22 protein-coding genes are annotated in these 21969 nt (G+C 57.9%); 6 read left to right on the top strand and 16 right to left on the bottom strand.

What is annotated here, in order from left to right:
• Positions 1 to 111: 111 nt before the first annotated feature.
• The 7 genes from G536_RS0123070 to G536_RS29500 form a co-directional block, all read right to left on the bottom strand.
• Entirely contained in the window at positions 112 to 1329 is a 1218-nt protein-coding gene (locus tag G536_RS0123070; RefSeq protein WP_026880514.1) for a PQQ-dependent sugar dehydrogenase, read from the bottom strand.
• 274 nt (positions 1330 to 1603) lie between these two features.
• Entirely contained in the window at positions 1604 to 2386 is a 783-nt protein-coding gene (locus tag G536_RS0123075; RefSeq protein ID WP_022825977.1) for a LytR/AlgR family response regulator transcription factor, read from the bottom strand.
• A 72-nt stretch (positions 2387 to 2458) separates the two neighbouring features.
• On the bottom strand, positions 2459 to 3463 hold the full coding sequence (locus tag G536_RS0123080) for a sensor histidine kinase (RefSeq protein WP_022825978.1): 1005 nt from the start codon (positions 3461 to 3463) through the stop codon (positions 2459 to 2461).
• A gap of 44 nt (positions 3464 to 3507) precedes the next feature.
• Positions 3508 to 4449, bottom strand: coding sequence for an alpha/beta fold hydrolase (locus tag G536_RS31125; protein WP_022825979.1), 942 nt, complete (start codon positions 4447 to 4449; stop codon positions 3508 to 3510).
• Positions 4450 to 4498: 49 nt separating this feature from the next.
• Positions 4499 to 5368, bottom strand: a complete 870-nt coding sequence (locus G536_RS0123090) for a hypothetical protein (RefSeq protein WP_022825980.1) — start codon at positions 5366 to 5368, stop codon at positions 4499 to 4501.
• Between the two features lie 74 nt (positions 5369 to 5442).
• Positions 5443 to 6111: a CPBP family intramembrane glutamic endopeptidase gene (locus G536_RS0123095; RefSeq protein WP_022825981.1), complete on the bottom strand. Its 669-nt coding sequence runs from the start codon at positions 6109 to 6111 to the stop codon at positions 5443 to 5445.
• An 85-nt stretch (positions 6112 to 6196) separates the two neighbouring features.
• On the bottom strand, positions 6197 to 6685 hold the full coding sequence (locus G536_RS29500; protein WP_022825982.1) for an ABA4-like family protein: 489 nt from the start codon (positions 6683 to 6685) through the stop codon (positions 6197 to 6199).
• 176 nt (positions 6686 to 6861) lie between these two features.
• Here G536_RS29500 and G536_RS0123105 point away from each other — a divergent pair, with 176 nt between their 5' ends.
• Positions 6862 to 7584 (top strand): hypothetical protein, encoded by a 723-nt coding sequence (locus G536_RS0123105; RefSeq protein ID WP_157530883.1) that lies wholly within the window; start codon positions 6862 to 6864, stop codon positions 7582 to 7584.
• A 101-nt stretch (positions 7585 to 7685) separates the two neighbouring features.
• On the opposite strand, the gene pckA is transcribed toward G536_RS0123105, so the two are convergent.
• On the bottom strand, positions 7686 to 9299 hold the full coding sequence (pckA, locus tag G536_RS29505) for a phosphoenolpyruvate carboxykinase (ATP) (protein ID WP_022825984.1): 1614 nt from the start codon (positions 9297 to 9299) through the stop codon (positions 7686 to 7688).
• Positions 9300 to 9645: 346 nt separating this feature from the next.
• Between pckA and G536_RS29510 the strand changes: the two genes are divergently transcribed.
• Complete coding sequence (locus G536_RS29510; RefSeq protein ID WP_022825985.1) at positions 9646 to 10557, top strand: AraC family transcriptional regulator; 912 nt, start codon at positions 9646 to 9648, stop codon at positions 10555 to 10557.
• Positions 10558 to 10714: 157 nt separating this feature from the next.
• Positions 10715 to 11272 carry an FKBP-type peptidyl-prolyl cis-trans isomerase gene (locus G536_RS29515; RefSeq protein ID WP_157530885.1) on the top strand — a complete coding sequence of 186 codons (558 nt, stop codon included), beginning with the start codon at positions 10715 to 10717 and terminating at the stop codon, positions 11270 to 11272.
• Between the two features lie 100 nt (positions 11273 to 11372).
• On the opposite strand, the gene G536_RS0123125 is transcribed toward G536_RS29515, so the two are convergent.
• Positions 11373 to 12509 (bottom strand): AMP-binding protein, encoded by a 1137-nt coding sequence (locus G536_RS0123125; protein ID WP_022825987.1) that lies wholly within the window; start codon positions 12507 to 12509, stop codon positions 11373 to 11375.
• A gap of 63 nt (positions 12510 to 12572) precedes the next feature.
• A complete protein-coding gene (locus G536_RS0123130; RefSeq protein ID WP_022825988.1) occupies positions 12573 to 13022 on the bottom strand; it encodes a hypothetical protein in 450 nt (149 codons plus the stop codon).
• A 153-nt stretch (positions 13023 to 13175) separates the two neighbouring features.
• Here G536_RS0123130 and G536_RS0123135 point away from each other — a divergent pair, with 153 nt between their 5' ends.
• Positions 13176 to 13391, top strand: a complete 216-nt coding sequence (locus G536_RS0123135) for a hypothetical protein (RefSeq protein WP_022825989.1) — start codon at positions 13176 to 13178, stop codon at positions 13389 to 13391.
• Positions 13392 to 13481: 90 nt separating this feature from the next.
• Here G536_RS0123135 and G536_RS0123140 read toward each other — a convergent pair whose 3' ends face one another.
• The 6 genes from G536_RS0123140 to G536_RS0123165 form a co-directional block, all read right to left on the bottom strand.
• Positions 13482 to 13910: a DUF1810 domain-containing protein gene (locus tag G536_RS0123140; RefSeq protein ID WP_022825990.1), complete on the bottom strand. Its 429-nt coding sequence runs from the start codon at positions 13908 to 13910 to the stop codon at positions 13482 to 13484.
• A gap of 119 nt (positions 13911 to 14029) precedes the next feature.
• Positions 14030 to 14752, bottom strand: a complete 723-nt coding sequence (locus G536_RS0123145; protein ID WP_022825991.1) for a DUF1266 domain-containing protein — start codon at positions 14750 to 14752, stop codon at positions 14030 to 14032.
• A gap of 63 nt (positions 14753 to 14815) precedes the next feature.
• Positions 14816 to 15640, bottom strand: coding sequence for a 1,4-dihydroxy-2-naphthoyl-CoA synthase (menB, locus tag G536_RS0123150; protein WP_022825992.1), 825 nt, complete (start codon positions 15638 to 15640; stop codon positions 14816 to 14818).
• A gap of 114 nt (positions 15641 to 15754) precedes the next feature.
• Positions 15755 to 17461 (bottom strand): 2-succinyl-5-enolpyruvyl-6-hydroxy-3-cyclohexene-1-carboxylic-acid synthase, encoded by a 1707-nt coding sequence (menD, locus tag G536_RS0123155; RefSeq protein ID WP_022825993.1) that lies wholly within the window; start codon positions 17459 to 17461, stop codon positions 15755 to 15757.
• Between the two features lie 96 nt (positions 17462 to 17557).
• Positions 17558 to 18856: a chorismate-binding protein gene (locus G536_RS0123160; RefSeq protein WP_022825994.1), complete on the bottom strand. Its 1299-nt coding sequence runs from the start codon at positions 18854 to 18856 to the stop codon at positions 17558 to 17560.
• Complete coding sequence (locus G536_RS0123165; RefSeq protein WP_022825995.1) at positions 18853 to 19296, bottom strand: hotdog fold thioesterase; 444 nt, start codon at positions 19294 to 19296, stop codon at positions 18853 to 18855. Before G536_RS0123165 ends, G536_RS0123160 begins: the two co-directional genes overlap by 4 nt.
• A gap of 84 nt (positions 19297 to 19380) precedes the next feature.
• Between G536_RS0123165 and G536_RS0123170 the strand changes: the two genes are divergently transcribed.
• Positions 19381 to 19995 carry a histidine phosphatase family protein gene (locus tag G536_RS0123170; protein ID WP_026880518.1) on the top strand — a complete coding sequence of 205 codons (615 nt, stop codon included), beginning with the start codon at positions 19381 to 19383 and terminating at the stop codon, positions 19993 to 19995.
• A 165-nt stretch (positions 19996 to 20160) separates the two neighbouring features.
• A complete protein-coding gene (locus G536_RS0123175; protein ID WP_022825997.1) occupies positions 20161 to 21918 on the top strand; it encodes a pyruvate dehydrogenase complex dihydrolipoamide acetyltransferase in 1758 nt (585 codons plus the stop codon).
• The last annotated feature ends 51 nt before the right edge of the window (positions 21919 to 21969 follow it).

The following is a 21969-nucleotide window of genomic DNA, read 5'->3' on the forward strand; positions in this document are numbered from 1 at the left end:
AACACTACGGTCCGACACGCACAACGCTGAAATATGCGTCGTATGTGTCGGGCCGAGTTTCTGTTTTCCAAGCAGTCTGCTGGCTGCGCTGCTTGGTATTAGCTATACCACTTATGGCTTATCGATGCGGTAGAGGCGGCCTTGGTCGGTGACGGTGTACAGGGCGCCGTCGCTGCCTTGCGTTACGTCGCGGAAGCGCTGTCCTTCGCTGGCCAACAGGCGTTCTTCACCTACTACCTTGTTGTTATCAATAACCAAACGTACAATATGCTGGCCGCTCAAAGCACCGATAAACAGGTTGTTGCGCCAGCCAGCTACCCGGTCGCCGGTGTAGAACGTCATGCCGCTCGGCGACACCACCGGGTCCCAGTAATATACGGGCTGCTCCAAGCCGTCCTGCTGCTGGATGCCTGCGCCAATGGCTGGGCCAGTATACTCAATGCCATATGTGATAGTGGGCCAGCCGTAGTTAGCGCCGGCTTGCAGGCGGTTGATTTCGTCGCCGCCTTTGGGGCCGTGCTCACCCTGCCATACGTCGCCGGTGGTGGGGTGAATAGCTAGGCCCTGCGGGTTGCGGTGGCCGATGGAGTACAGTTCGGGGCGCGCGCCGGCCTGGCTGAAGGTGGGATTGCCGGGGGCCGGCTGCCCGTCTTTGGTGATGCGAATAACCTTGCCCAGCGCCGACGATGCCACTTGCGCTTGGGGCCGGGTCACCAGATCCGACCGTTCGCCGGTGCTTATTACTAGGTTGCCGGTGCGGTCGAACACCACGCGGCCTCCGTAGTGCAAATCGCCGGAGTAGGCGGGTAGCGCCCGGTAGATAACGGTGGCACCTTCAATGCTTTGCTCGTTGTTGGCCAGGCGGCCTTTGCCAATGGCCGTTACGTTGCCGCCGGAAATGGCCTCCGAAAACGACCAGTACACCATGCGGTTGCTTGCGAAGTTCGGGTCGAGGCACAGCCCTAGCAGCCCGCCCTGCCCGGCCGGGTTTACGGCCGGAATACCCGTGATGGGCGCACTCACCACCCCCGCCGCCGTGACAATGCGCAGGCGACCGGCTTTCTCAGTTACTAGCAAGCGGCCATCAGGCAGCGCCGTAACACCCCACGGATTGGTTAGGGCCGAGGTAACAACCGTGGCCTTATAGGCGTCGGTAGGAGTCATGACACCGCCCACGCGGGTTTGGCCCGCAAAAGCTGGCTTGTAGGCGGTGTTGGGGGCACTAGTTTCCACTGGGGGCAGGGTCGGCTCTGTCGCCGAGTCATCATCCTGCGAGCAGGAGAGCAGGGCCAGCGAACCACCAAAAAAGTACATCAAGCTTCGCTTCATAGCAGTGGCGAATTAAACGTGGTTGAATAAACGAAGCCTTTACTACGTAACAGTTGAGGTTTTCGTCGATTTTCGCTTGTGTTCCCCAGTGTCTATGAGTCCGTTATGCCATTTGTGGCAACGGCGGTGCAGTCAGCAGCAGAGCTTCCTACACGCACGTAGGTGAAATCAAAAAATTAATAGGTTGTTATGCTACGTTGCGCGCTGCCCGACGTTCTTACATAGCTTTTGAATCAGCTATGCCACAGTTAATTGGCGTTACTCAATTCGCATGTCAGCCGCCTTCCAGCCAGCTTTTCACGGCGGCAGCCTTCTCCCGGCTCACCAGCACTTCATCGGTGGGGGCAGGGTGCAAATCGAGCAGCAGCTTGCCGTTGAAATGCGAGTGTAGGCGCTGCACGGCGGGCAGTTGGGCAATAAACTGGCGGTTGAGCCGGAAGAAGTGGCGCGGATCGAGCAAGGCTTCCAGCTGTTCCAGTGTGTAGTCCACCACGAAGCGGCGGCCGTCGGTGACGGCGAGGGTGGTGGTTTCGTGGCGGCTCTGGAACCAGGCTATCTGGGTGGCGGGCAGTGGCAACAGTTGCTCGCCGCTACGCACCAGAAACCGGGTTTTGTACTGCTGGTTAGGGCGGGGGAGGCTGTCGAGGAGGCGTTCCAGGCGGCGCGCGGTGTCATCGGGCGGCGGCGTGGTGGGGGCCGGGGTGCGCCATTCGCGCAGCTTGGTGAGGGCCGCCGTCAGTTCCGCCAGCTTCACCGGTTTCAGCAGGTAGTCCACGCTGTTGGCCTTGAAGGCCCGGATGGCGTAAGCGTCGTAGGCGGTAGTGAAAATGACCGGGCTACGCACCACCGCTTGCTCAAACACCTCTAGGCTGAGGCCATCAGCCAACTGAATGTCGCTCAGAATCAGGTCGGGGGCGGGGTTTGCGTCCAGCCACGCCAGCGCTCCGGCTACGCTATCGAGCACGGCCAGTACTTGCGCTTCGGGTGCGGCTTGCTGAAGCAGGCGTTGCAGGCGCTCGGCGGCGGGGTACTCGTCTTCGAGCAGCAGAACGGTCATGTTTTTAGAAGTCAAGAATTTTGAATTCAGGATTAGCGCTGCTGCGCATGGCGTCAAGTAGTGATTCTGAATTTAAAGCAAAGGTAACTGTACCCGGAACCAGCCATTTTCCGCCTGCACTTCCACCGGGCGTGGGGCGTGTAGCAACTCATAACGGTGGCGCACGTTGCGCAGGCCGGTGCCCGTGCCCGGCGCGAGGCCGGCCGTGCGGGGCCGCAGCGTATTTTCCACCACCAGATAGTTGTCGGTTTCAACCCACAGGCGCAATTCCAGCGGATGTTCCCGTGAGGCTACGTTGTGCTTTAGCGCGTTTTCTACCAGCAGCTGCACGCTCAGCGGCGCTACGTGGCGCGTCAGAACTGCTGCCGGCACCTGCTGGCTCACGCGCAGATTGTCGCGGAAACGGGTTTTGTGTAGGGCCAGGTAGGTAGCTACAAATTCCAACTCTTCACTGAGGGGTACGGTGGATTTGTCGCGGGCCAGCAGCACGTAGCGGTATACGTCGGCGAGCTGCTCTACAAACTGCTGGGCCGGTTCGTTTTCAGGTTCGATGAGGGCCGACAGCGTGTTCAGAGAATTGAACAGAAAGTGCGGGTCGAGCTGGCTTTGGAGGGCTTCGAGTTGGCTGCGGGTGCCAGCGCTTTGCAACTGCTCGGCGCGGCGCACGTTCTGCTCCCACTGCCGAAATAGATTCCAGCTTTCATAGATGAGTTGAATGACGATGGTTGGCAACATGTTCAGGCCAAACTCAAACCAGAACTCTGCCAGCGTGAGGTGGGCGTGCTGCGAGTAGGCGGCGAGTTGGCCGATACCCAGCGTCACGAGGGCCGTAAGAGCGGTATTGATGAGGGCCAGTAGCCACAGCCGCCGGGCCGTTTGCTCGACCTGCGGAAAGCGCCGAAACAGTACCCGCCACAAGCCCCGGCTTATCAGCCAGAACGTGGTGGTAATGCCCATGGATACCAGCCACGCCCCCAGCACCTCCGGCACCGATTGCACCCGCGTCAGGCCACGCGGCAGCAGCGCCAACATGCCCAACACCGGAATGCCGATGAGCAGAAACCAACGGTCATTCATGAAAACGGAGGCAGGTCTGGGGGGCAGCGGCATAAGCCAGGAGGTTAGCGCGGGAGCTTCTGCACGAAGCTAACGACTGCCTGCCGGAATGCCACCGGCTGCTCCAGAAACGAATTGTGCTTGCCGGGCAGCGTAACGGTTTGTTGCTTCGGGAATTTAAACGTGCCGGGCGTGGTGCCGGTGGTGCGGTCGTCCTGGCCCACAATGTTGAGCACGGGCATGGTTAGGCGGGCGGTAGCGGGGCCGAAATCCTGGCCGTAGTCGGGGAGCTTGCCGCTGAACACCTGCTGGCCGAAATCCGAATTGCTGGGTACAGCGCGGGCTACGCGGCTGGCGCGGTTGGCCAACGAATCGGCAGAAAACTGAAGCTGCCAGGCTAGTTTCTGCTGTTGTAAGGCGCCCATCACCATACCAAACCGCTGGGGTAGTGGCAAACTAGAGTTGGGTTGCGCGGCTGCCGGGAGCAACGAAGCGCCGTATTGCAGCATGCTTTCCAACGAAGCCGGAGGATTCAAAACGACATTGGTAAATACCAGCGCCTGTACCCGTTGCGGATGCGCCGTGGCGTAAGCTGTAGCAATGGTGCCTCCAAACGAGTGTGCCAGTACCACCCATTTTTCCAGGCCCAGGTGTTGCCGCAACTCTTCCAAGTCCTCTACCATGCGCGCCATCGAATAGTCTTGGCGCGGCGAGCTGGCGGAGCGGCCACTGCCACGCTGGTCATAGTACACCATGCGCAGCTTGTCTTCGAGGCGGCTGCCGCCCAGCTTCTCAAACGAATAGCTGCCCGCGCCCGGCCCGCCGTGCACATATACGCAAGGCACGCCCCGGCCCGCTACTTGCACGTACAACCGCACCGAATCGGAAGTAAGCAATGTGGTGGGGCCGTTGGTGAGGCCGCGCTGGGCCGGTGCGGCCGTAGTCAGCAGCAAGAGAAGGCCGAAGCCAAGGAAACAGTAGCGGAGTGCAGCAGAAAAACCGTTCATAACAGAAATGGCAAGTGGAATAGCTGATTCAAGAACTAGGTGCAGATTGTTAGCGGCCGGCTACCAGCGGTACTCCGTGCAGGGCCTGCGTGTAGAGCCAAGCCACCAAGCCAGTGTAGGCGGCGGCTCCCAGCCAGGTAAGCAGCACGGCCCGGCGAGGTAGCCGGCGGCTCAGGTACCAGCCCAGCAGCGGCAGTAACTGCAAGCTGTGCAGCCCCAGAAAATGCGCGATGCGCAGGTCGCCGGCGCGGGTGCTCCACCCAATGCCGGGCAGGCCGGGGCCGCCGTCGGGGCCCCCGATGGTGTGCGCGGCGTGGCTGATCATAGCCCCACCTACGGCGCTGCCCACCAGAAACAGCAACACCCCCAGCCGCACCCCCCACACGTAGCTGGCCGGGCCGTGGGGCCGGTACTTCCACACCAGATACAGCGCCCAGATTATCAGCACGGTATTCAGCAAGATGAAGATGCCCATCAGCCCGAACAGCGCACCATCCAGCGCGGAGCTGGTGTTGTAGTGGGAAGTGGTGCCCCGGGCGGCCTGACCGCAGATAACCACAATTTCCATCACCATAGCTACGGCCACGCCCCAGCTGATGCGGCGGACGGCGCGCTGCGCGAGGGCCGGCAAATCGGCCAGCAACCACCCTAGGCTCCAGAGGTAAATCAGGCCCGAAAGCAGGAATTTCAGCGGCTTCACCCAGGGATTCAGATTGGTGACCAGCCGTTCATCGCCGACCAAGGCCACCAAGGCTACCGGCAGCAGCAGCATGTGCAGCCACCCCGCCCCCGACAAAACCGGATTTGCACGGTGCAGGGTCCGGAACCAATGGGCAACGAAATGCGGGAGCGACGACTGCCAAGCTGTTGGCCAACCAAGGTGCGCGGCACCGGTTTTCGGAGGAGAAGAGACTGGCATAACAGTGTTCTGTAAGGAAATAAATGATTTGCCAACAGGAAGTTTATCGTTCGTTTATTGCTGAGTGTTTTGTTTTAGAAAACCAGTGTGCTGATAGTGCTATAATAATTCAGATAGAGAATAGTAAGGCCTGTGAGATTTATAAAGCCATGTGTCAGAATAGAATACCATAAATTATTTTTCGCAAGCAGAATGCCACCTAGAATAAGTCCGATAAACCCCGTGCTTACTACGCCACTCCAGCCTTGATATAAGTGGCACAAGCCGAAAATGGTGGAAGTAGCTATGAGCCCGCACAAATTGCCTGTTGTGGTGCTAGAAAATAGTTTGGAAACCCGTGTTAAAAGAAATCCGCGAAATAAAACTTCTTCCAATAGTCCACCAACAATAAAGCCCAAGGCCACCCAGCCCATGTAAATAAGCAGGTTGGTGTGAAAATCAACCTTGGTTAAGTCAATAGGTGTATCGGTGATTTTTTCTATTAATGGATTGAAAATAATTTCCGCAAACAGCTCAGCCGCTACACCTAATACTACGGATACGCCAACCACTTTCAGCCAATTAGCGGGGCTGCTAAAGCCAATGGAACGCAATAGCAGCGGCCTGTTTTTGGATCTTCTGATGTAAGCAATTACAAGAATGAACGCGCCTATTACGCCAACTTGTGGAATGCATGGGATGATGATAAAGCAGACGAGGGTGAGAATGAATTCAATCTTCGGCAACTTGTTGAGGTAGTCCATGACAGAGGATTTTAAGCGGCGTGTGGCAGCTGTGGTGTAAAGGCAATTGGTTCAGGCTTCGTGGTGTTTCACCCAAGGCTGTGCGCTACGCTTCTGAAGTCTTTGGATGATGGGACGTGGCAGAAAGCTGAGGAGCCACAGCCGCAACTGGGTGATAAAAGCGCCGCACCCCGGCGTAGAGCAGTAGCCCCACCGGCCCGAACAGAAACGTGAGCAGCAAACAAGGCACCAGCAGCACATGCGGCACGCCGCGCCGCCGCGCATCCAGGCTTTCCCAGATACCAATGCCTAAATCGAAGCACAGGTAATGCACCCAGCCGGCCAGCAGCGCCCACGGGCTTTGGAACAGCGCGGCCACGCCCTGCAACGAGCTAAACCCACCCTCCGAGGCGTGCGCCCCCAGGTAGTGGCTGCCGATGAGCAGCGCATATGCTGCGGCTAGCACCAGCGGCAGCGCCCCACTTAGTACCACGCGGCGCGTGCCCACCCAGCGCGGAGCTAGCACCAGCAGCGCCCAGCCCAGCATAGCTACTGGGTTGGCCAAGGAAAACAGAAAATCGGGAGTGAAAGCCATAGCCGGTAGCGGTTAGAAGACAGCTCTAAACTACTGCCTGGCAACTAGCAGCGCCCTGCTAAACAAGGTGAATCGCCGCCGCGCGGTGGCGAAGCGTAGCTTGCTGGCGGGTGAGGCGTGGCGAGATTCCGTGGTTGGGCTTACAACTTCGCCGGTATCTGGCCGTACCTTGCGGCGTGAAACTGCTGATTCGATATGCAACGCCGCTGCTGCTGGCCCTGGGGCTAAGTGTGGGCCTGTCGGGCGTAGCGCAGGCGCACGAACTGTCCGCGGCCCCCGGCGCCGCGCCGCACGACAGCGTAACGGTGCGGCAGCCGCACCGGCGGTTCACGTTTCAGCTCGACATCCGCAATTCCATTATCAACCACCGCGTTGTGACGCTGCCGGGCCTAAAGCTGGGCATAGAATGGCGCGGCCGAATCCGGACGGGCCTGGGAGTCTACCTGCTCAGCAATGGCATTCCGTCGCGCCAACCTATTCCCACTGAGTTGCCAGCAGCCACTGCCGCTGAGCTGCGCTTGCGTTACGTGGCGGGCTTCGGCGAGTATGTGGTGCTAGGCAACCCGCGCTGGGAACTTACCAATCAGCTTCAGCTTGGGGTAGGCAAAACCTACGCTCACTACGACCTGCCGGATGGTAGCGTGATTCGCTCCCCCAAACGGGTTATCTGGCTAGTAGAGCCATCTATTGCTGCGCAAATGCGGGTGTACCGCTGGCTGGCGTTGGGTAGTGGCTTGGGCTGGCGGCAGCCGGTGTTTGTGAATAGCCTCACCCAGCGTGAGCTGAACGGCCCTGTTTTTTACGGCCGCGTCAAGGTTTCCCTCGGCGACTTATACAAGATAGCCCGTGGCCGGGAGCGAGTGTTCAGCCAGCGTGGCCTGCGCCGCTCTGAGTGGTAGCCCGTGCGCAGCCAAGTAGGTAGCACGCTGCGGCACCAAAAAGCCCTGCCTCCTAAAAGCAGGAAGCAGGGCAGGCCGGACAATAAGGAATTGGGAGAATACTAAGCTTCTACTAGCTGTACTTTGGGAGCACCAGCAAGAATGTCGGTGCTGGCAAAGTCGGCGTATTTCCGGAAGTTGGTGATGAACTGCTGGGCAAGCTCGGCAGCCGTGCGGTCATAGGCTTCGGGGTCGGTCCAGGTTTGGCGTGGGTCGAGCAGATGAGCGGGTACGCCGGGCACGGTAGCGGGCATAGCCACCCCAAATACCGGATGCTGGTGAAACGAAACATCGGCCAGAGCGCCGGTGAGGGCAGCCGTAATCATGGCGCGGGTGTAGCTCAGTTTCATGCGGGAGCCAGTGCCGTAGCTGCCTCCGCTCCAACCCGTATTAATAAGCCACACCTGCACATCGGAGTGTTCGTCCATCTTTTCGCCCAGCATTTCGGCGTAGCGGGTAGGGTGCAAGGGCAGGAATACGGCCCCAAAACAGGCCGAAAAAGTGGTTTGGGGCTCGGTTACGTCCATTTCGGTACCCGCTACCTTGGCAGTGTAGCCCGACAGGAAGTGGTACATGGCGTGGCTCCTGTCTAGGCGGCTGATGGGGGGCAGCACTCCGAAGGCATCAGCAGTCAAGAAAAAGATGTTCTTCGGTGAGGGCCCCACGCTCGGTTCCACTGCATTCGGAATAAAGGACAGCGGGTAGGCCGTGCGCGTATTCTCGGTTACGGTCTTGTTGGCGTAATCTACGGTGGTGGTGCCGGGTACGAAGCGGGTATTTTCCAGAATGGCGCCGGGCCGGATGGCATTCCAGATTTCCGGCTCCTTGTCCTGGTTCAGGTCGATAACCTTGGCGTAGCAGCCGCCTTCAAAGTTGAAGATGCCATCCTGCGGAGTCCAGCCGTGCTCGTCGTCGCCAATGAGGCCACGGTTGGGGTCGGTGGAGAGGGTGGTTTTGCCAGTGCCCGAGAGGCCAAAGAAAATGGCTGCGTCGCCGGCGGCTCCCACGTTGGCCGAGCAGTGCATGGGCAGCGTGTTGTGCTGCACCGGCAACAGGAAATTGAGCACCCCGAAAATGCCTTTCTTCATCTCGCCGGCATAGCCTGTGCCGCCAATAAGCAGCACTTTCTTGGTGAAGTTGAGAATGGCAAAGTTTTTCTGGCGGGTGCCATCTACAGCCGGGTCGGCTTCAAAGCCGGGGGCGCTGATAATGGTGAAATCGGCCACCCAGCTGGTGTCGGTGCCCGCTTCAGGGCGCAGAAACAGGTGGTGGCTGAACAGGTTGTGCCAAGCTAGCTCGTTGATTACACGCAGCTTGAGCTGGTAGGCCGGATGGGCCCCGGCATAGGCTTCGCGCACGTACAGCTCCTTTTCAGCCAGATAGGTTACCATCTTGGCTTGCAACTGGTCGAACTTGTCGGGGGCGAAGGGAATGTTGATGTCGCCCCACCATACTTGCGGGCTGGTTAGCTCGTCTTGTACAATAAACCGGTCTTTGGGCGAGCGGCCAGTGAAGCGGCCAGTATCGGCCATTAGCGCGCCGGTATCGGTGAGCACGCCTTCGTGGCGGCGCAGGGCATGTTGCACCAGCTCGTTGGCAGGTAGATTAAGGTGCACCTGGGCCGGGGTGGTGGTGAAGCCCAGCGGGGCTAAACGGGAAAGAAGGGCAGTAGACATACGGTTGGGGAAAAGTGGGAAATGGGGAAAACCGAAAATCTTGGGGGGAGGGGAAGGCTTGCGGAGCACTCAAAAGCGGGCATACCTCTTCCTGTTTCGGCCGCAGTGCTAAGCGGACAAAAAAAACATGCAGGAAATAGGGGGGGAAAGGCTGCCTAACCGGCCCGAGGAGCGTGCTTCTGAATTACTGCTCGTAAGCTTGTATCAAAGCTACAGCCTAATGCCTGCGCCGAGTTAGATATTTGTTTATATTACTAGGACAAAACAAACATTACTAGTTGGCCTTCCTTAGCTTGTGTTTTCCTAAATACCCAAGCAGCGTGCATTCCCAACATTCTTCGCTCCTATGCCCACAGAAATAGCGCACTACAACGGCCTTTACGGCGACGATAAGGCGCAGGTGTCGCACACCTATATCTATAGCCAGCTCATTGGGCAGCGCAACCGCACCACCACCTGGGGCCTAAAGCCACACCTGCACGGCAACCTCTACCAGTTGTTTTTTCTGGAAGCCGGGCAGGCCACGCTTGATGTTGATGCCGACTCGGTGCCGCTGCGTACGCCCTGCGTGGTGCTGATTCCGTCCAATACCGTACACGCCTTCACGTTCAGTGCGCAGGTACGGGGCCGCTCCCTCACCGTGGCTGACGCTCTCCTCGACACGATTCTGCAAGTGAGTCCGGCCATTCTCATCGAACTCAACAGCGTGTACGTGCTCAGCGACTTCACCGAAGAGGAAAGCTTCGTTGAATTGCTGAGCTTGGAACGCGCCATTCACGCCGAAATGCACTCGCAGCTACCCGAAAAGCAGTTGGCGCTAAATGGCTACTTTAAATTGCTGTTTGTGAAGCTGTTTCGGCTGCTCAAGCACCAGCAGAACAAGGCTAAGGGTAGCTCCAACCGCAACCTGCACTACTTCCATGAGTTTCAGAAAAGCGTGGCCCGCGCCGCGCCATTTGAAAAGAAGATTTCGCAGTATGCCCAGGAACTCAACATTACGGCCGTACACCTAAACCGAATTTGCCAAGCTGTGAAAGGTCGCTCGGCCCTGGAAATCGTGAATGCCAACACCATCCGGCGCGCCCACAACCATCTGGTGTACACGTCCTCGTCGATTTCGGAAATAGCCTACACGCTGCAATTCGCCGATTCCAGTTACTTCACACGCTTTTTTCGTAAGCATACTGGCCTCTCACCCGTGGCTTACCGCGCCCGCGCCTACCACGACGAAAAACAAAACCAGAAGCCCGCTGCCTGACTTTCTGATAGCTTAAGGTTGAGTTTTGGGCGGCTGAGATTTAAGAATTGATATTTTTGCTTGTTCGGTGACAAGAGTGTACTCAAAATAACCAAGTTGCCTATTCGTTCTGGCAGTGCAGCCGGCGCGTGGCTATTTTCTAGTTTTCTATTTCCCTATGGTGTCTTGTTCTTCTGTTCGTTTCTGGTGGCGGCCCTTCATTGGTGGGTTGCTTCTGCTTGTCGCGCCCTTGCTGCTAACCTCCTGCGACGATAACAGCGTTGCGCCGGAAACCCTGAAAGAGCAGGCCTTACAGCGCCAGAGGCAGATACGTACTGCCGATTCGCTGACCATCACCAAATACATTGCCGATAGCAGCCTCACTAATGCCCAGCGGCAGCCCTCGGGCCTGTATATCATTTATAAAAACACCAGCACGGGCGCTATGCCAACCCCACGGCAGACGGCAACCGTGCTCTATAAAGGTTCTTTCCTTGACATCCGCGGCGTATTCGATCCGGGTACGGATAAAGACAATAACCCCAAGCCATACACTTTTACTTTGGGGCAGAGCCCGGTTATTGTTGGCTTCGAGGAAGGGGTTTCGTTGATGCGCCTAGGGCAGAAAGCCATTCTGCTGATACCCTCCGAGCTGGCTTACGGCCCAAACGGCGCCAGCACCATCCCGCCGGATAGTCCTCTGCGCTTCGACGTAGAGTTGACCAACATACGCTAGCCCAATTCGGCAATAGGCCCTAGTAAAAGCCCACCGCCTCAGTTGAAACCATATATTGTGTTTCAACTGAGGCGGTGGGCTTTTGTAGCAGGCCGGCCAATTATTCCTTGGTTTCAGTGGCAATAGGCAGGCCTTGCAAGGTAGCTAGCCGGTTGAGTTTGCCAGATGGTGTGGTCTGGAACTGCGGCACGTACACCAGCTCACGAGGCCGCTCGTACTTGCCTAGGCGCTTGCGCAACAAACTCAGGAGCTGCTGCTGCTGGTCTTCGGGTAGCGGCTCGCCTTCCAAGTAAGCTGTTACCTGCTCGCCCAGCCGTTCGTCGGGGCGGCCGGCAATGAATACGCGCCGGCCGGGCAAGTCCAACTCAGCTAGGGCCACTTCCAGCACCTGCTCCACCTTCTCGGCCTGCACTTTCACGCCGCCGCTGTTTATCACAAAATCAACCCGGCCCAGCCACTCGAAGGTATGCGCGTCGAGCAGCTTCACCCGGTCATTGGTAGTAATAAGCTGGTCATCGGTTACGTCGGCCCGCACCGTGAGGCAGCCGCGGTTGTCCTGCGCAACATGAATACCCGGTAGCACTTGGTAAGCGGTGGCGGGTTTGGGGCCGTTGAGGCGGCGTAAAGCAATGTGCGAAGCCGTTTCAGTCATGCCATACGTGAGGTACACCGGCACGGTCAGCTGCCGGATTTGCTTGGCCAAGCTGGCATCTACGGCGGCACCGCCCACCAGTATGGCTTTCATCTGGTTGAGGCGTTCTGCGTGCCCGGCCGCCAGCACCGCCCGCAGCTGCAAAGGCACAAACGAGGCGAAATCGAACTGCGCCTCCGAAGGCACCAGCGCCAATGGGTCGGCCTGGGGCTCAACAATGGTGAGGTGCATGCGCCGTTCGAACCCGCGGACCAACATCATCATGCCACCCACAAACTCGCAGTTAAGGCACACCAGCATCCGGTCGCCGGGGCCCAGGTCGAAATAGTCGCCGGTGCGGCGGGCCGAGGCTTCCAACTGATGCCGTTTCATGAGCACCGGTTGAGGCTGGCCCGTCGAGCCGCTGGTATGCAATGCTACGTCCTGAGTGCCGTTCAGCCACTGCCGGCAGAAATCCAGCACCTTGGCTTCGTACCCATTCAGTTCAAACGGGGTGGTAGCCGGGTACTGTTGAATGTCGGCGTAGCGAAATTCGCGGCCGTTGAGCAACAAGGAATCAGGAAGCAAATCGGAAGAAGAGGCCATCGAAAGCAGGGAAAGGAAAAATTTGTCAACGAAAACGTACTGGCAGGCAACTCACCTGTTGCGCTAGCTAAGCAGCCACCGTTGATACGTTTTGGCCGAAGGTAGGGTCAGATAGGCCAGGGCTCCCAGCAACACGCCGCTAGACACCAAATCCAGCGGGGCCCGCGTGAAAACATACGATATCAATAACGGTAGCGCCAGCAAGCTCAATAAACTGTCGCGCAAAAACACTTGGCTTTGGTACACCCGCAGATTTTGCTCGGCGGGTCGGCGCAGGTTGGGCTGCATGCGCCGCGCCATTACATACAGTAGTATGCCTAGCAAGGGCAGTAGCGCGCCTAGCAGCAGCAGCAGCGGCCACGACGCTAGCTGTGGCTGTGGGTCCAGGCCCGTTGCCGACCGGCTACCACCCACCAGCACCAACCCACCCATTAAGAGTGCCTGCACCAAGTAGTGCAGCCAATGCCGCGCCCGAATGCGCCGGATGGTTTGGTGAAAATCAGCGTCGGTCATGGGTGGGGAGGCCGGCAGGAGGGGAGACTAGGCACGCATCAATAAACAAATTAGCATACGAAGCTGCCTTGCGGAAGGCAAGGAAAACATAGCAGAGCTTGATACATAGGTAATTAAACCGTACCTTAAAATTACTCACCAATTCTCACCATCATGAAGACCACCGTTCTAAGTCCATTTGCCGGTGCCCGTACCTTCGTGTTTCGGCGCTACCTCACACTCCGCTACCAGTTTACTTCCGCCACCGATTTGGCGGCACAAGTTGCCCGCCGAGCCCGCAAGCTGCGGAAGAAAGAAGCGAAGAACGAGCGGTTGCGCAACTTCTTTGGTTGGTGCGAAGGTTGCGCGGCGTACGGTTCGATATTCTAGTAGTAATGATTTTGCATAAGAAAAGCGCCACCCGTCAGGATGGCGCTTTTCGTTTTTAGTTTAGGATAGTAGCGGCGACTGTACTTGGGCCTACTGCCGGCCAAGTAGTTGCAAGGTTTTAGAATCCTGCTTGCCGTTGTAAAACTTGTCTAGCACGGCCTGGAACACCGGGTCGGCGTTGGGCAGCGCGCCAAACAGCGTCATGGAAGACTGGAGCTTCATGTCGTCGGGGCTGCCCAATACTCGGTACGGGTCGTTGCCGGGTAGGGCTAGCAAAGCGCGGCTAATGTCGAGTAGGCGGCTGCCCAGTACCGGATGCTGCACAAATGCCTCGGCTTCTTGCACATCCTTTATGGCGTAAAACTTAGCTGTTTCACTTAAGCCCAGGCCCTGGATTTGCGGAAATACGTACCACATCCAATGGGTTTGCTTGCGGCCGTTTTTTATTTCCGCCAAGGCATCCTTGTAGTTCTGAGCTTGGGCATCAATGAATCTTGCCAGGTTGTTCTCTTCGGCCATCTTGATTTCTTTAGGTGAGTGGTGGAGTCAGACTCAGAAACTGGTTGGGTGGCGTACTTCGTGCAACCCAAAAGCGCCACCCAGGATAGGTGGCGCTTTTCTACATGGTTGCTTTAGGGTTACGGCGCCGGGCAGGGGTAAGGAAGCCACGGAATGTCGCGCCACGGACTGTACTTCGATTCCAATAAGTAACTGCTGATTTCGGCAATATCGTTGTGGCTGTCACTTTCGGGGCTCCACATGATACGGCCTGCCACAAAGCCGGTTGCAAAGCTCTCCCACGAGTCGTAGTCACGCACGGCTAGCTGAGTGGCAGCATCAATAAATTCCCAGGCTTGTGCCCAACTTAGGTACCCGTAGTCGTAGCACCAGCGCGCTACGTTCACGCTACGGGCGTAGTCCCAAGCCGCTACGCTGGAAACACTGCGGGTTGCAAGAAACGGATTGGCTGCAAACACCTCTTGCCAATGCGCGGCATCGGTTTTTAGCGTTTGGCGAAAGTCCTTACGATGGCCCTCCTGGCGTAGCCAATGCAAAATCTCCAGGGCTTCTTCGGTGTCCGTGATGCCCCACCATTCAGCGGTTGCCGCCTTGCGCTCCACCAGTACCTCGGGCCTTAGCGCTGGCAATATTTTGATTGGATTATCACCCCAATAAAATAGAATGCCTCCGGTTGCTAAGCCACGTATCTCGGTTGCAGTAGGCTGGTGAGCCTGCTGCGTAAGGTCGAAATCGGTAAGGTCTCGTGCTCCGTATTGCTGAAGATTAGCATTCGTCTGTCCTATGGCCGCCATCTTTTTGCTATCAAAGAAAGTGGTGATAAAGTCTAGAATCTTATTCATCAGTGCACTGTAGTAATAAGCCTAACCAAAAAAAGACCGTTCAGCAACAAGCAAATCCTAGCCTCACGGAAACTTGGGATACTTCGAGAAGTCGGGCTTGCGCTTTTCGATGAAGGCGTTCTTGCCTTCTTTGGCTTCCTCGCTCAGGTAGTAAAGTAAGGTGGCGTTGCCAGCAAGTTCCTGAATCCCGGCCTGGCCGTCCAGTTCGGCATTGAAGCTGGATTTCAGCATGCGCAGCGCCAACGGGCTTTTCTCCAGAATCTTGTTGCACCAGGCCACGGTAGTTTCTTCCAGCTTGTCAAGTGGCACTACTTTGTTTACGAGGCCCATGTCGAGGGCTTCTTGGGCGTTGTACTGGTCGCAGAGGAACCAGATTTCGCGGGCTTTCTTCTGGCCGACTACGCGGGCCAAATACGAAGCGCCAAAGCCGCCGTCAAACGAACCCACATTGGGGCCAGTCTGGCCGAAACGGGCGTTGTCGGCGGCAATGCTTAGGTCGCAGACGACGTGCAGTACGTGGCCGCCCCCGATGGCCCAGCCCGCCACCATAGCCACCACCGGCTTCGGGATGGAGCGAATGATTTTCTGGAGCTCCAGCACGTTGAGGCGCGGTACGGTGTCCTCGCCGACGTAGCCGCCGTGGCCCCGCACACTCTGGTCGCCGCCCGAGCAGAAGGCCTTGCCGCCCTCGCCGGTAAGAATGATAACGCCAATATCGGTGCGGTCCTGGCAGATACGCATGGCGTCAATCATCTCCTGCACCGTGAGAGGCGTGAAGGCGTTGTGCACCTGTGGGCGGTTGATGCTGATTTTGGCGATGCCGCCCGCCTGCGTGAAGAGAATTTCTTTGAACTCCTTGATCGGGGTCCAGATAAGTTGTTCGGCCATAGGTCTAAGAGTGATGTAAGGAAAAAAGGCCGTCGTGCTGAGCTGGTCGAAATATTTCTACCGGGTTTTTTCAACAAAGCGGAAGAGCTGTTTCAGCCAGCTCAGCACGACGTTCTAATTAGTGAAAGCGGCTTTCACCGCGGCACGATACTGTTCAAAGAATTCGGCGTTGGTCTTGCTATCGGTAGTTACTTCGAGTAAGGCCGCGCCGGTTTCCAGTGCAAAGAAAACCGGTAGCGCCGACTCTAGTTCAGCGAACGACGAAACCGGGAAATACCGCAGCTTGAAATCCCGCGCCGTATTCTCGGCAGTCAGCAGTTGGCGCGTCTCGAAAAACTCTTCCAGTTCCGGCTGCTGGCGCGGCCCATCGATGATACGGAAGATGCCGCCGCCGTGGTTGTTGAACACGATAACCCTCAGATTGGGCGTGGGATAGTTGTGCCAGAAGGCGTTCCGGTCGTAGAAAAACGCCACGTCGCCGGTGAGCAGCACCACCGGCCGCTCGGGTTGCGCCAATGCCGCGCCTACTGCCGTACTATTGCAGCCATCAATGCCACTGGTGCCGCGGTTGGCAAACACTTCGATACCTGCTTCGATACCCAAAATATTGGCGTAGCGCACGGCCATGCTATTGGCGAGGTGCAGGGCAGTACCCTGTGCAATATAGGGCAATACCGTAGCCATTGCCCCAAACTCAGTTAGGGTTCCTTGCCCAGCCGCTCGAATGATCTTTCGGGGTAGAGCGGCTCCGTCGGCATCGGCCTTTGACCACGCCTGATGAAAAGGGATGGCTCTATCAACTACTGTTTCATGGCCCGCTAGTATAGTGGAAAAAAAGGCCGCCGGCTCGGCATACACTACATCTGTAAGTGCCTGAAACGTATTGGGTGCAATGCCGCCCGGCAACACGTGGATGTGTCGATTGGGTGGATTCTTCCTCAAAAACAGCTTCAGCGACTTGGAAATTAAAGACAAGCCGCAAGTAATGAGTACATCGGGTTGCAGCAGGTGCGGCTCGATATGCGGGAGAAAGACATCCTGAGCCGTCACCGGGTCGAAAGCATTGATTTGGCCCAGGCAATCAGCTACCACCGTGGCGTACTTAGTACCTAGAAACTCCATTAAACCTTGCAACAGCGCTGGGTCGGCGGTCTGCTGGCCTAATACCACCAGCGTCCGGTCGGAAGCCAGAATGACCTCCCGGAGTTCAGCCCAGTTGGCAGGCAGCGTGGTTGAAGCAGAGGCAGGCAGTTCCCGCACAATCTTTACGTTCTGTTCGTACTGGATTGCCTCGCCGGCTTTCGGGTAGAACGGCTCCCGCAACGGCACGTTCACCTGCACTGGTCCGGCGGGGCCAGCCTGGGCCAAGTTGATGGCCTCATTCACGATGCGGGCCGAGTGCCACTTGGCATCGGTGTGCGTCGTGTCGGCCGGAAACTCGAAAGCACCTTTGGCGTGGGCACCGTACAGGTTGTGTTGGCGGATGGTCTGGCCGTCGAGCTGGTCGATCCACTCTGGCGGCCGGTCGGCGGTGAAAATTACCAGCGGAATGTGCTGAAAATACGCTTCGGCCACGGCGGGGGCGTAGTTGAGGCCCGCCGTGCCCGACGTACACACCAGCACCACCGCCCGCCGCTGCGCTTGCGCCATGCCCAACGCAATAAAGGCCGCCGCACGCTCATCGGGCACCACGCGCACCGTGAGAGCGGGATGGCGGGCAAAAGCCAGCGTCAGTGGAGCCGAGCGGGAACCCGGCGACAACACCACATCGGTAATGCCATGCTGGGCACAGATTTCAGCAATATTATGAACAACCTGCATAGAGTAACTGAGTGATTAAGTAGCTGAGTAACGGCGTGAACAAGTAGATGAATTAACGAGTCAAGGAAATCGTACAACCACCAAGGATTCACTCAGCTAGCCCGGTGCTGTGTGTGCATGTAACACGGCGCCTACGGTGGTTAGCTTCAGCTCGGTTTCCTGCCACTCACGGGCGGGGTCGGAATCGACGGTGAGGCCGGTGCCGGCGTAGAGGATGGCTTCCTGGGGGCGGAGCTGAAGGCCGCGCAGGTTTACGTACAAGCGCGACACACCGGCCACCGGCAAGTTCACCGGCCCAAGGAAACCACTGTAATACGCCCGGTCGTACCCTTCGTATTGGTGCAGGAAATCCAGCGCCGCTTGTTTGGGCATGCCGCCCACGGCCGAGGTGGGGTGCAACAGCCGCAGCATATCGGTGCCGAGGGTAGGGAAGGGAACGCGCCGTAAGTTCACCGAGAAGTCGGTGCGCAAGTGCAGCAGCTCGCCGGCGGCCACGGTGCGGGGGCCGGTTTCGTCGTATTCGCGCAGCCGTAGTTGTTTGAAGCAGCTCACGATGTAGCGCGCCACTAGGGCCTGCTCTTCGATTTCCTTCTGCCGCCAGACCGCTGTGTACGGCGAGTGGTCGTGGGGGCGGGGCTGGGTGCCGGCCAGCGCCATCGTGCAGAAACGGCCATCTTCGGTGAGCTGCACCAGCGTTTCTGGTGTAGCCCCAAACCACGTGCCGGCCCCAGGTGCACTCACTAAGCTGGCAAACGCCAGTGGATACCGATGCTCCAGTTCTACAAAGGCCCGCAATGCATCGAACCCCGCAGGCAACGGGCGCCGCACGGTCCGGCTGCTCACTACTTTCAGTACTTGCCCCGCCTCAATAGCTGCCACCCCGCGTTCCACTAAGGCCGTGTACTCCTCCTTAGAAGCCTCGTGCGGCACTGGCTGCGGGCTTATATGCCAAGGTAGCGTTGCTGCCTGTTGGGCGTTGCTTGTTGATTCCTGATTCCTTGAATCTGCCGCTTCAACTCCATCACCTTGCAGCCACTCCCGCAGCTTCGGCAGCAAAGTAGCAGCCCCAATGGCCGTTTCGTTGATGCGTAGCTCTCGGGGCTGGGCGCTGTCGAACCACACGTCGGCGGGGATGAACAAGGCCGGATTGTGGTCGGTGTCGCGGAAGGGAAAGAAGGCGAAACCGGCCGGAGCCGTGGCTTCCAGCGCGGGCGGTAAACCAGTCAAAGCCGCTTCCGCCGAGAAGCTGAAGCACAGCTGTGTAGTTTGGGCTTGTGGCAGCCGCCACATGGCCACGGGTAGCCGGTGGTGCAGCGCAAAAGCCGTAAGGCGGCGCAACTGCTCCAGCAGCGTAGCCGGCGCCGGCCAGGTAATACTTAAGGGCGCTTTAATCATACTTGCGGCTGAGCTGGGGCGGGCAAATCAATAACGGCCATCGTAATGCGGCTGATGCACACCAAGGCACCGGTTTCTTCGTGCGTAATCCGGATTTCCCACACCTGCGTGGTGCGGCCCACATGCAGCGCCGTGGCCTTGCCCACCACGTACCCCGATTTCACTCCTTTAATATGGTTGGCGTTGATTTCCAGCCCGACGCAGGCTTTCTTGCGTAAATCCACTTGCAACGCGGCCCCAATGCTGCCCAGCGTTTCAGCCAATGCCACCGAGGCCCCGCCGTGCAACAAGCCCATCGGCTGGTGCGTGCGGTGGTCAACGGGCATGCGGCCGGATATGGTCTGCTCGCCAACTTCAGTAATCTCGATGCCCAGGTGCTCGCCTAAGGTGTTCTTCGACCAGGCATTGATTTGGGAAACGTCGCGGGTGGGATAGGTCATTGTTGGTGGAAAAACGTACAATTACAGCCGGTAACGCCTGAAATCGGGCTACTTTTGGGTATAAACAGCAAAGCTAGCGGGAAAGTGAGCGTCAAAAAAATATACCTGATTCGCCACGGGCAGACCGACTTCAACGTGCAGAATATCGTGCAGGGCAGTGGAATCGACTCCGACCTCAACGAAAGAGGCCGGCAACAGGCGGCGCAGTTTTTTGCCGCCTACCATCAAATGCCTTTCGATAAGGTCTACACCTCGGTGCTGCGCCGCACCCATCAGTCGGTGCAGGGCTTCCTAGAGTTGGGCTTGCCGCACGAGCAGTATGCGGCGCTCAACGAAATCAGCTGGGGCGTGCGCGAAGGTACCCGCATCACGGCCGAAGAAGACACCGAGTACCACGGCGTGTTGGCCCAATGGAACCGCGGCGAAACTCACGCCCGCCTCACCGGCGGCGAAAGTCCCGACGAAGTAGCCGCCCGCCAGCGCCCGTTTATCGAGCTGCTAACCTCGTGCCCCGAAGAGGAAAACGTGCTGGTGTGCATGCACGGCCGCGCCATGCGCGTACTGCTTTGCCAACTGCTAGGCTACCCGCTCCGCCGCATGGATGCCTTCGAGCACCGCAACCTGTGTCTCTACAAGCTCCACTACACCGGCTCGATGTTCACAGTGCGCAATTTCCTCGACGTAGCCCATTTGGAATAGGAAATTAGCAGTGAATAGAAGGCGCCAGCCTGTTAATGTAACTCGACGAAATTGTAACGCAACCGATTCCGTACTCTTCATTGCTAATTCCTCACTCACTATTCGTTTGCACCGCCGGATTTTCGGGCTAATTTTGACCCCCACTCATTTCAACCGAAGAAACAGATGGCCGAAATCATAAAAATGCCCAAAATGAGCGACACCATGACGGAAGGCGTCATTGCGTCCTGGCTCAAGAAGGTAGGTGACAAAATAAAATCTGGCGATGTATTGGCCGAAGTCGAAACCGACAAAGCCACCATGGAGCTGGAAAACTACGAGGACGGCACCCTGTTGTATATAGGCCCCAAGGAAGGTGAGTCGGTAGCCGTAGACGGCATTTTGGCCATTGTGGGTAAAGAAGGCGAAGACTTTTCGGCTCTGCTGCAAGATGGCGGCGGTGCTGCTCCAGCGCCAGCCGCGGAGGCTCCCAAAGCGGAAGCCGCTCCGGCTCCTGCGCCTGAGGCTCCTAAACCAGCCCCCGCACCCGCCCCGGCCGCTACCCCCGTTTCGGCTCCAGTAGCTGCGGCCCCAGCCGCTGCCGGTAACGGCAAGAAGGCTACCGTAGTGCGTATGCCCAAAATGAGCGACACTATGACCGAAGGCACTATTGCTTCTTGGTTGAAAAAGGTAGGCGACAAAGTGAAGTCGGGTGACGTGCTGGCCGAAGTGGAAACCGATAAGGCGACCATGGAACTGGAAAACTACGAAGACGGTACCCTGCTCTATATCGGTCCGAAAGACGGCGAATCGGTGGCTGTTGATGGCATCCTGGCTATCATCGGGGAGGAAGGCGCCGACGTGCAGGCCCTGATTGGTGGCCAAAGTGGCGGTAGCGCTGCCCCAGCCGCTGAAGCTACTCCTGCTGAAGCTGCCTCAGCCGAAAATGCCCCGGCTGCCGCCGCACCGCAAGCCGCTACTACCACGCAGCCTGCAGGTGGTCGTTTGCTGGCATCGCCGCTGGCCAAGAGCATTGCCAAAGACAAAGGCATCGACCTGAATACCATCAAAGGCTCGGGCGAAAACGGCCGCATTATTTCCCGCGACTTGGAAAGCGCGCAGCCAAGTGCCGCTGCCGCTCCGGCCGCTGCTCCTGCTGCCCAGCCCGCCGCTCAGCCCTCCGAGTACATCAAAGCTGCCTTGCCTGAGCAGCAGGCCCCAGCTGAAGCACCGAAAGCTGCCCCGGCTCCCGCTACGTCCTCGGCCGACTACACCGAAACGCCGGTGTCGCAGATGCGCAAGGTTATTGCCCGCCGTCTCTCCGAAAGCCTGTTCACGGCCCCGCATTTCTATCTGACAATGGAAATTGTGATGGACCGCGCCATGGAAGTTCGTACGCAGCTCAATACCTTGTCGCCGGTGAAGCTCAGCTTCAACGACTTGGTAATCAAAGCTTGCGCCGTGTCCCTTAAGCAGCACCCTGCCATCAACTCCTCGTGGCTCGGCGACAAAATCCGCCAGAACAAGGTGGTGAACATCGGGGTGGCCGTGGCCGTAGACGAAGGGCTGCTTGTACCCGTGGTGCGCAACGCCGACGGCAAAGGCCTCTCGACCATTGCCACTGAAGTAAAAGAACTGGCCGGCAAAGCCAAGAGCAAGAAGCTGCAACCTGCGGAGTGGGAGGGTAGCACCTTTACCATCTCCAACCTGGGTATGTTCGGCATCGACGAATTCACGGCCATCATCAACGAGCCAAATGCCTGTATTCTGGCCGTGGGTGGCATCAAGCAAACGGCCGTGGTGAAGGATGGCGCGCTAGCCATCGGCAACATCATGAAAGTGACGCTCAGCTGCGACCACCGCGTGGTAGATGGCGCTACCGGCGCCGCCTTCTTGCAGACGGTGAAGAGCCTGCTCGAAGATCCGATGCGGATGCTGATCTGATCAAAAAAATAGGTCGGAATTATTTATTTGATAGAAAAGCCAGCCTCTCGG

The organism is Hymenobacter norwichensis DSM 15439 (genome assembly GCF_000420705.1).
GTDB classification, from domain to species: Bacteria; Bacteroidota; Bacteroidia; order Cytophagales; family Hymenobacteraceae; genus Hymenobacter; species Hymenobacter norwichensis.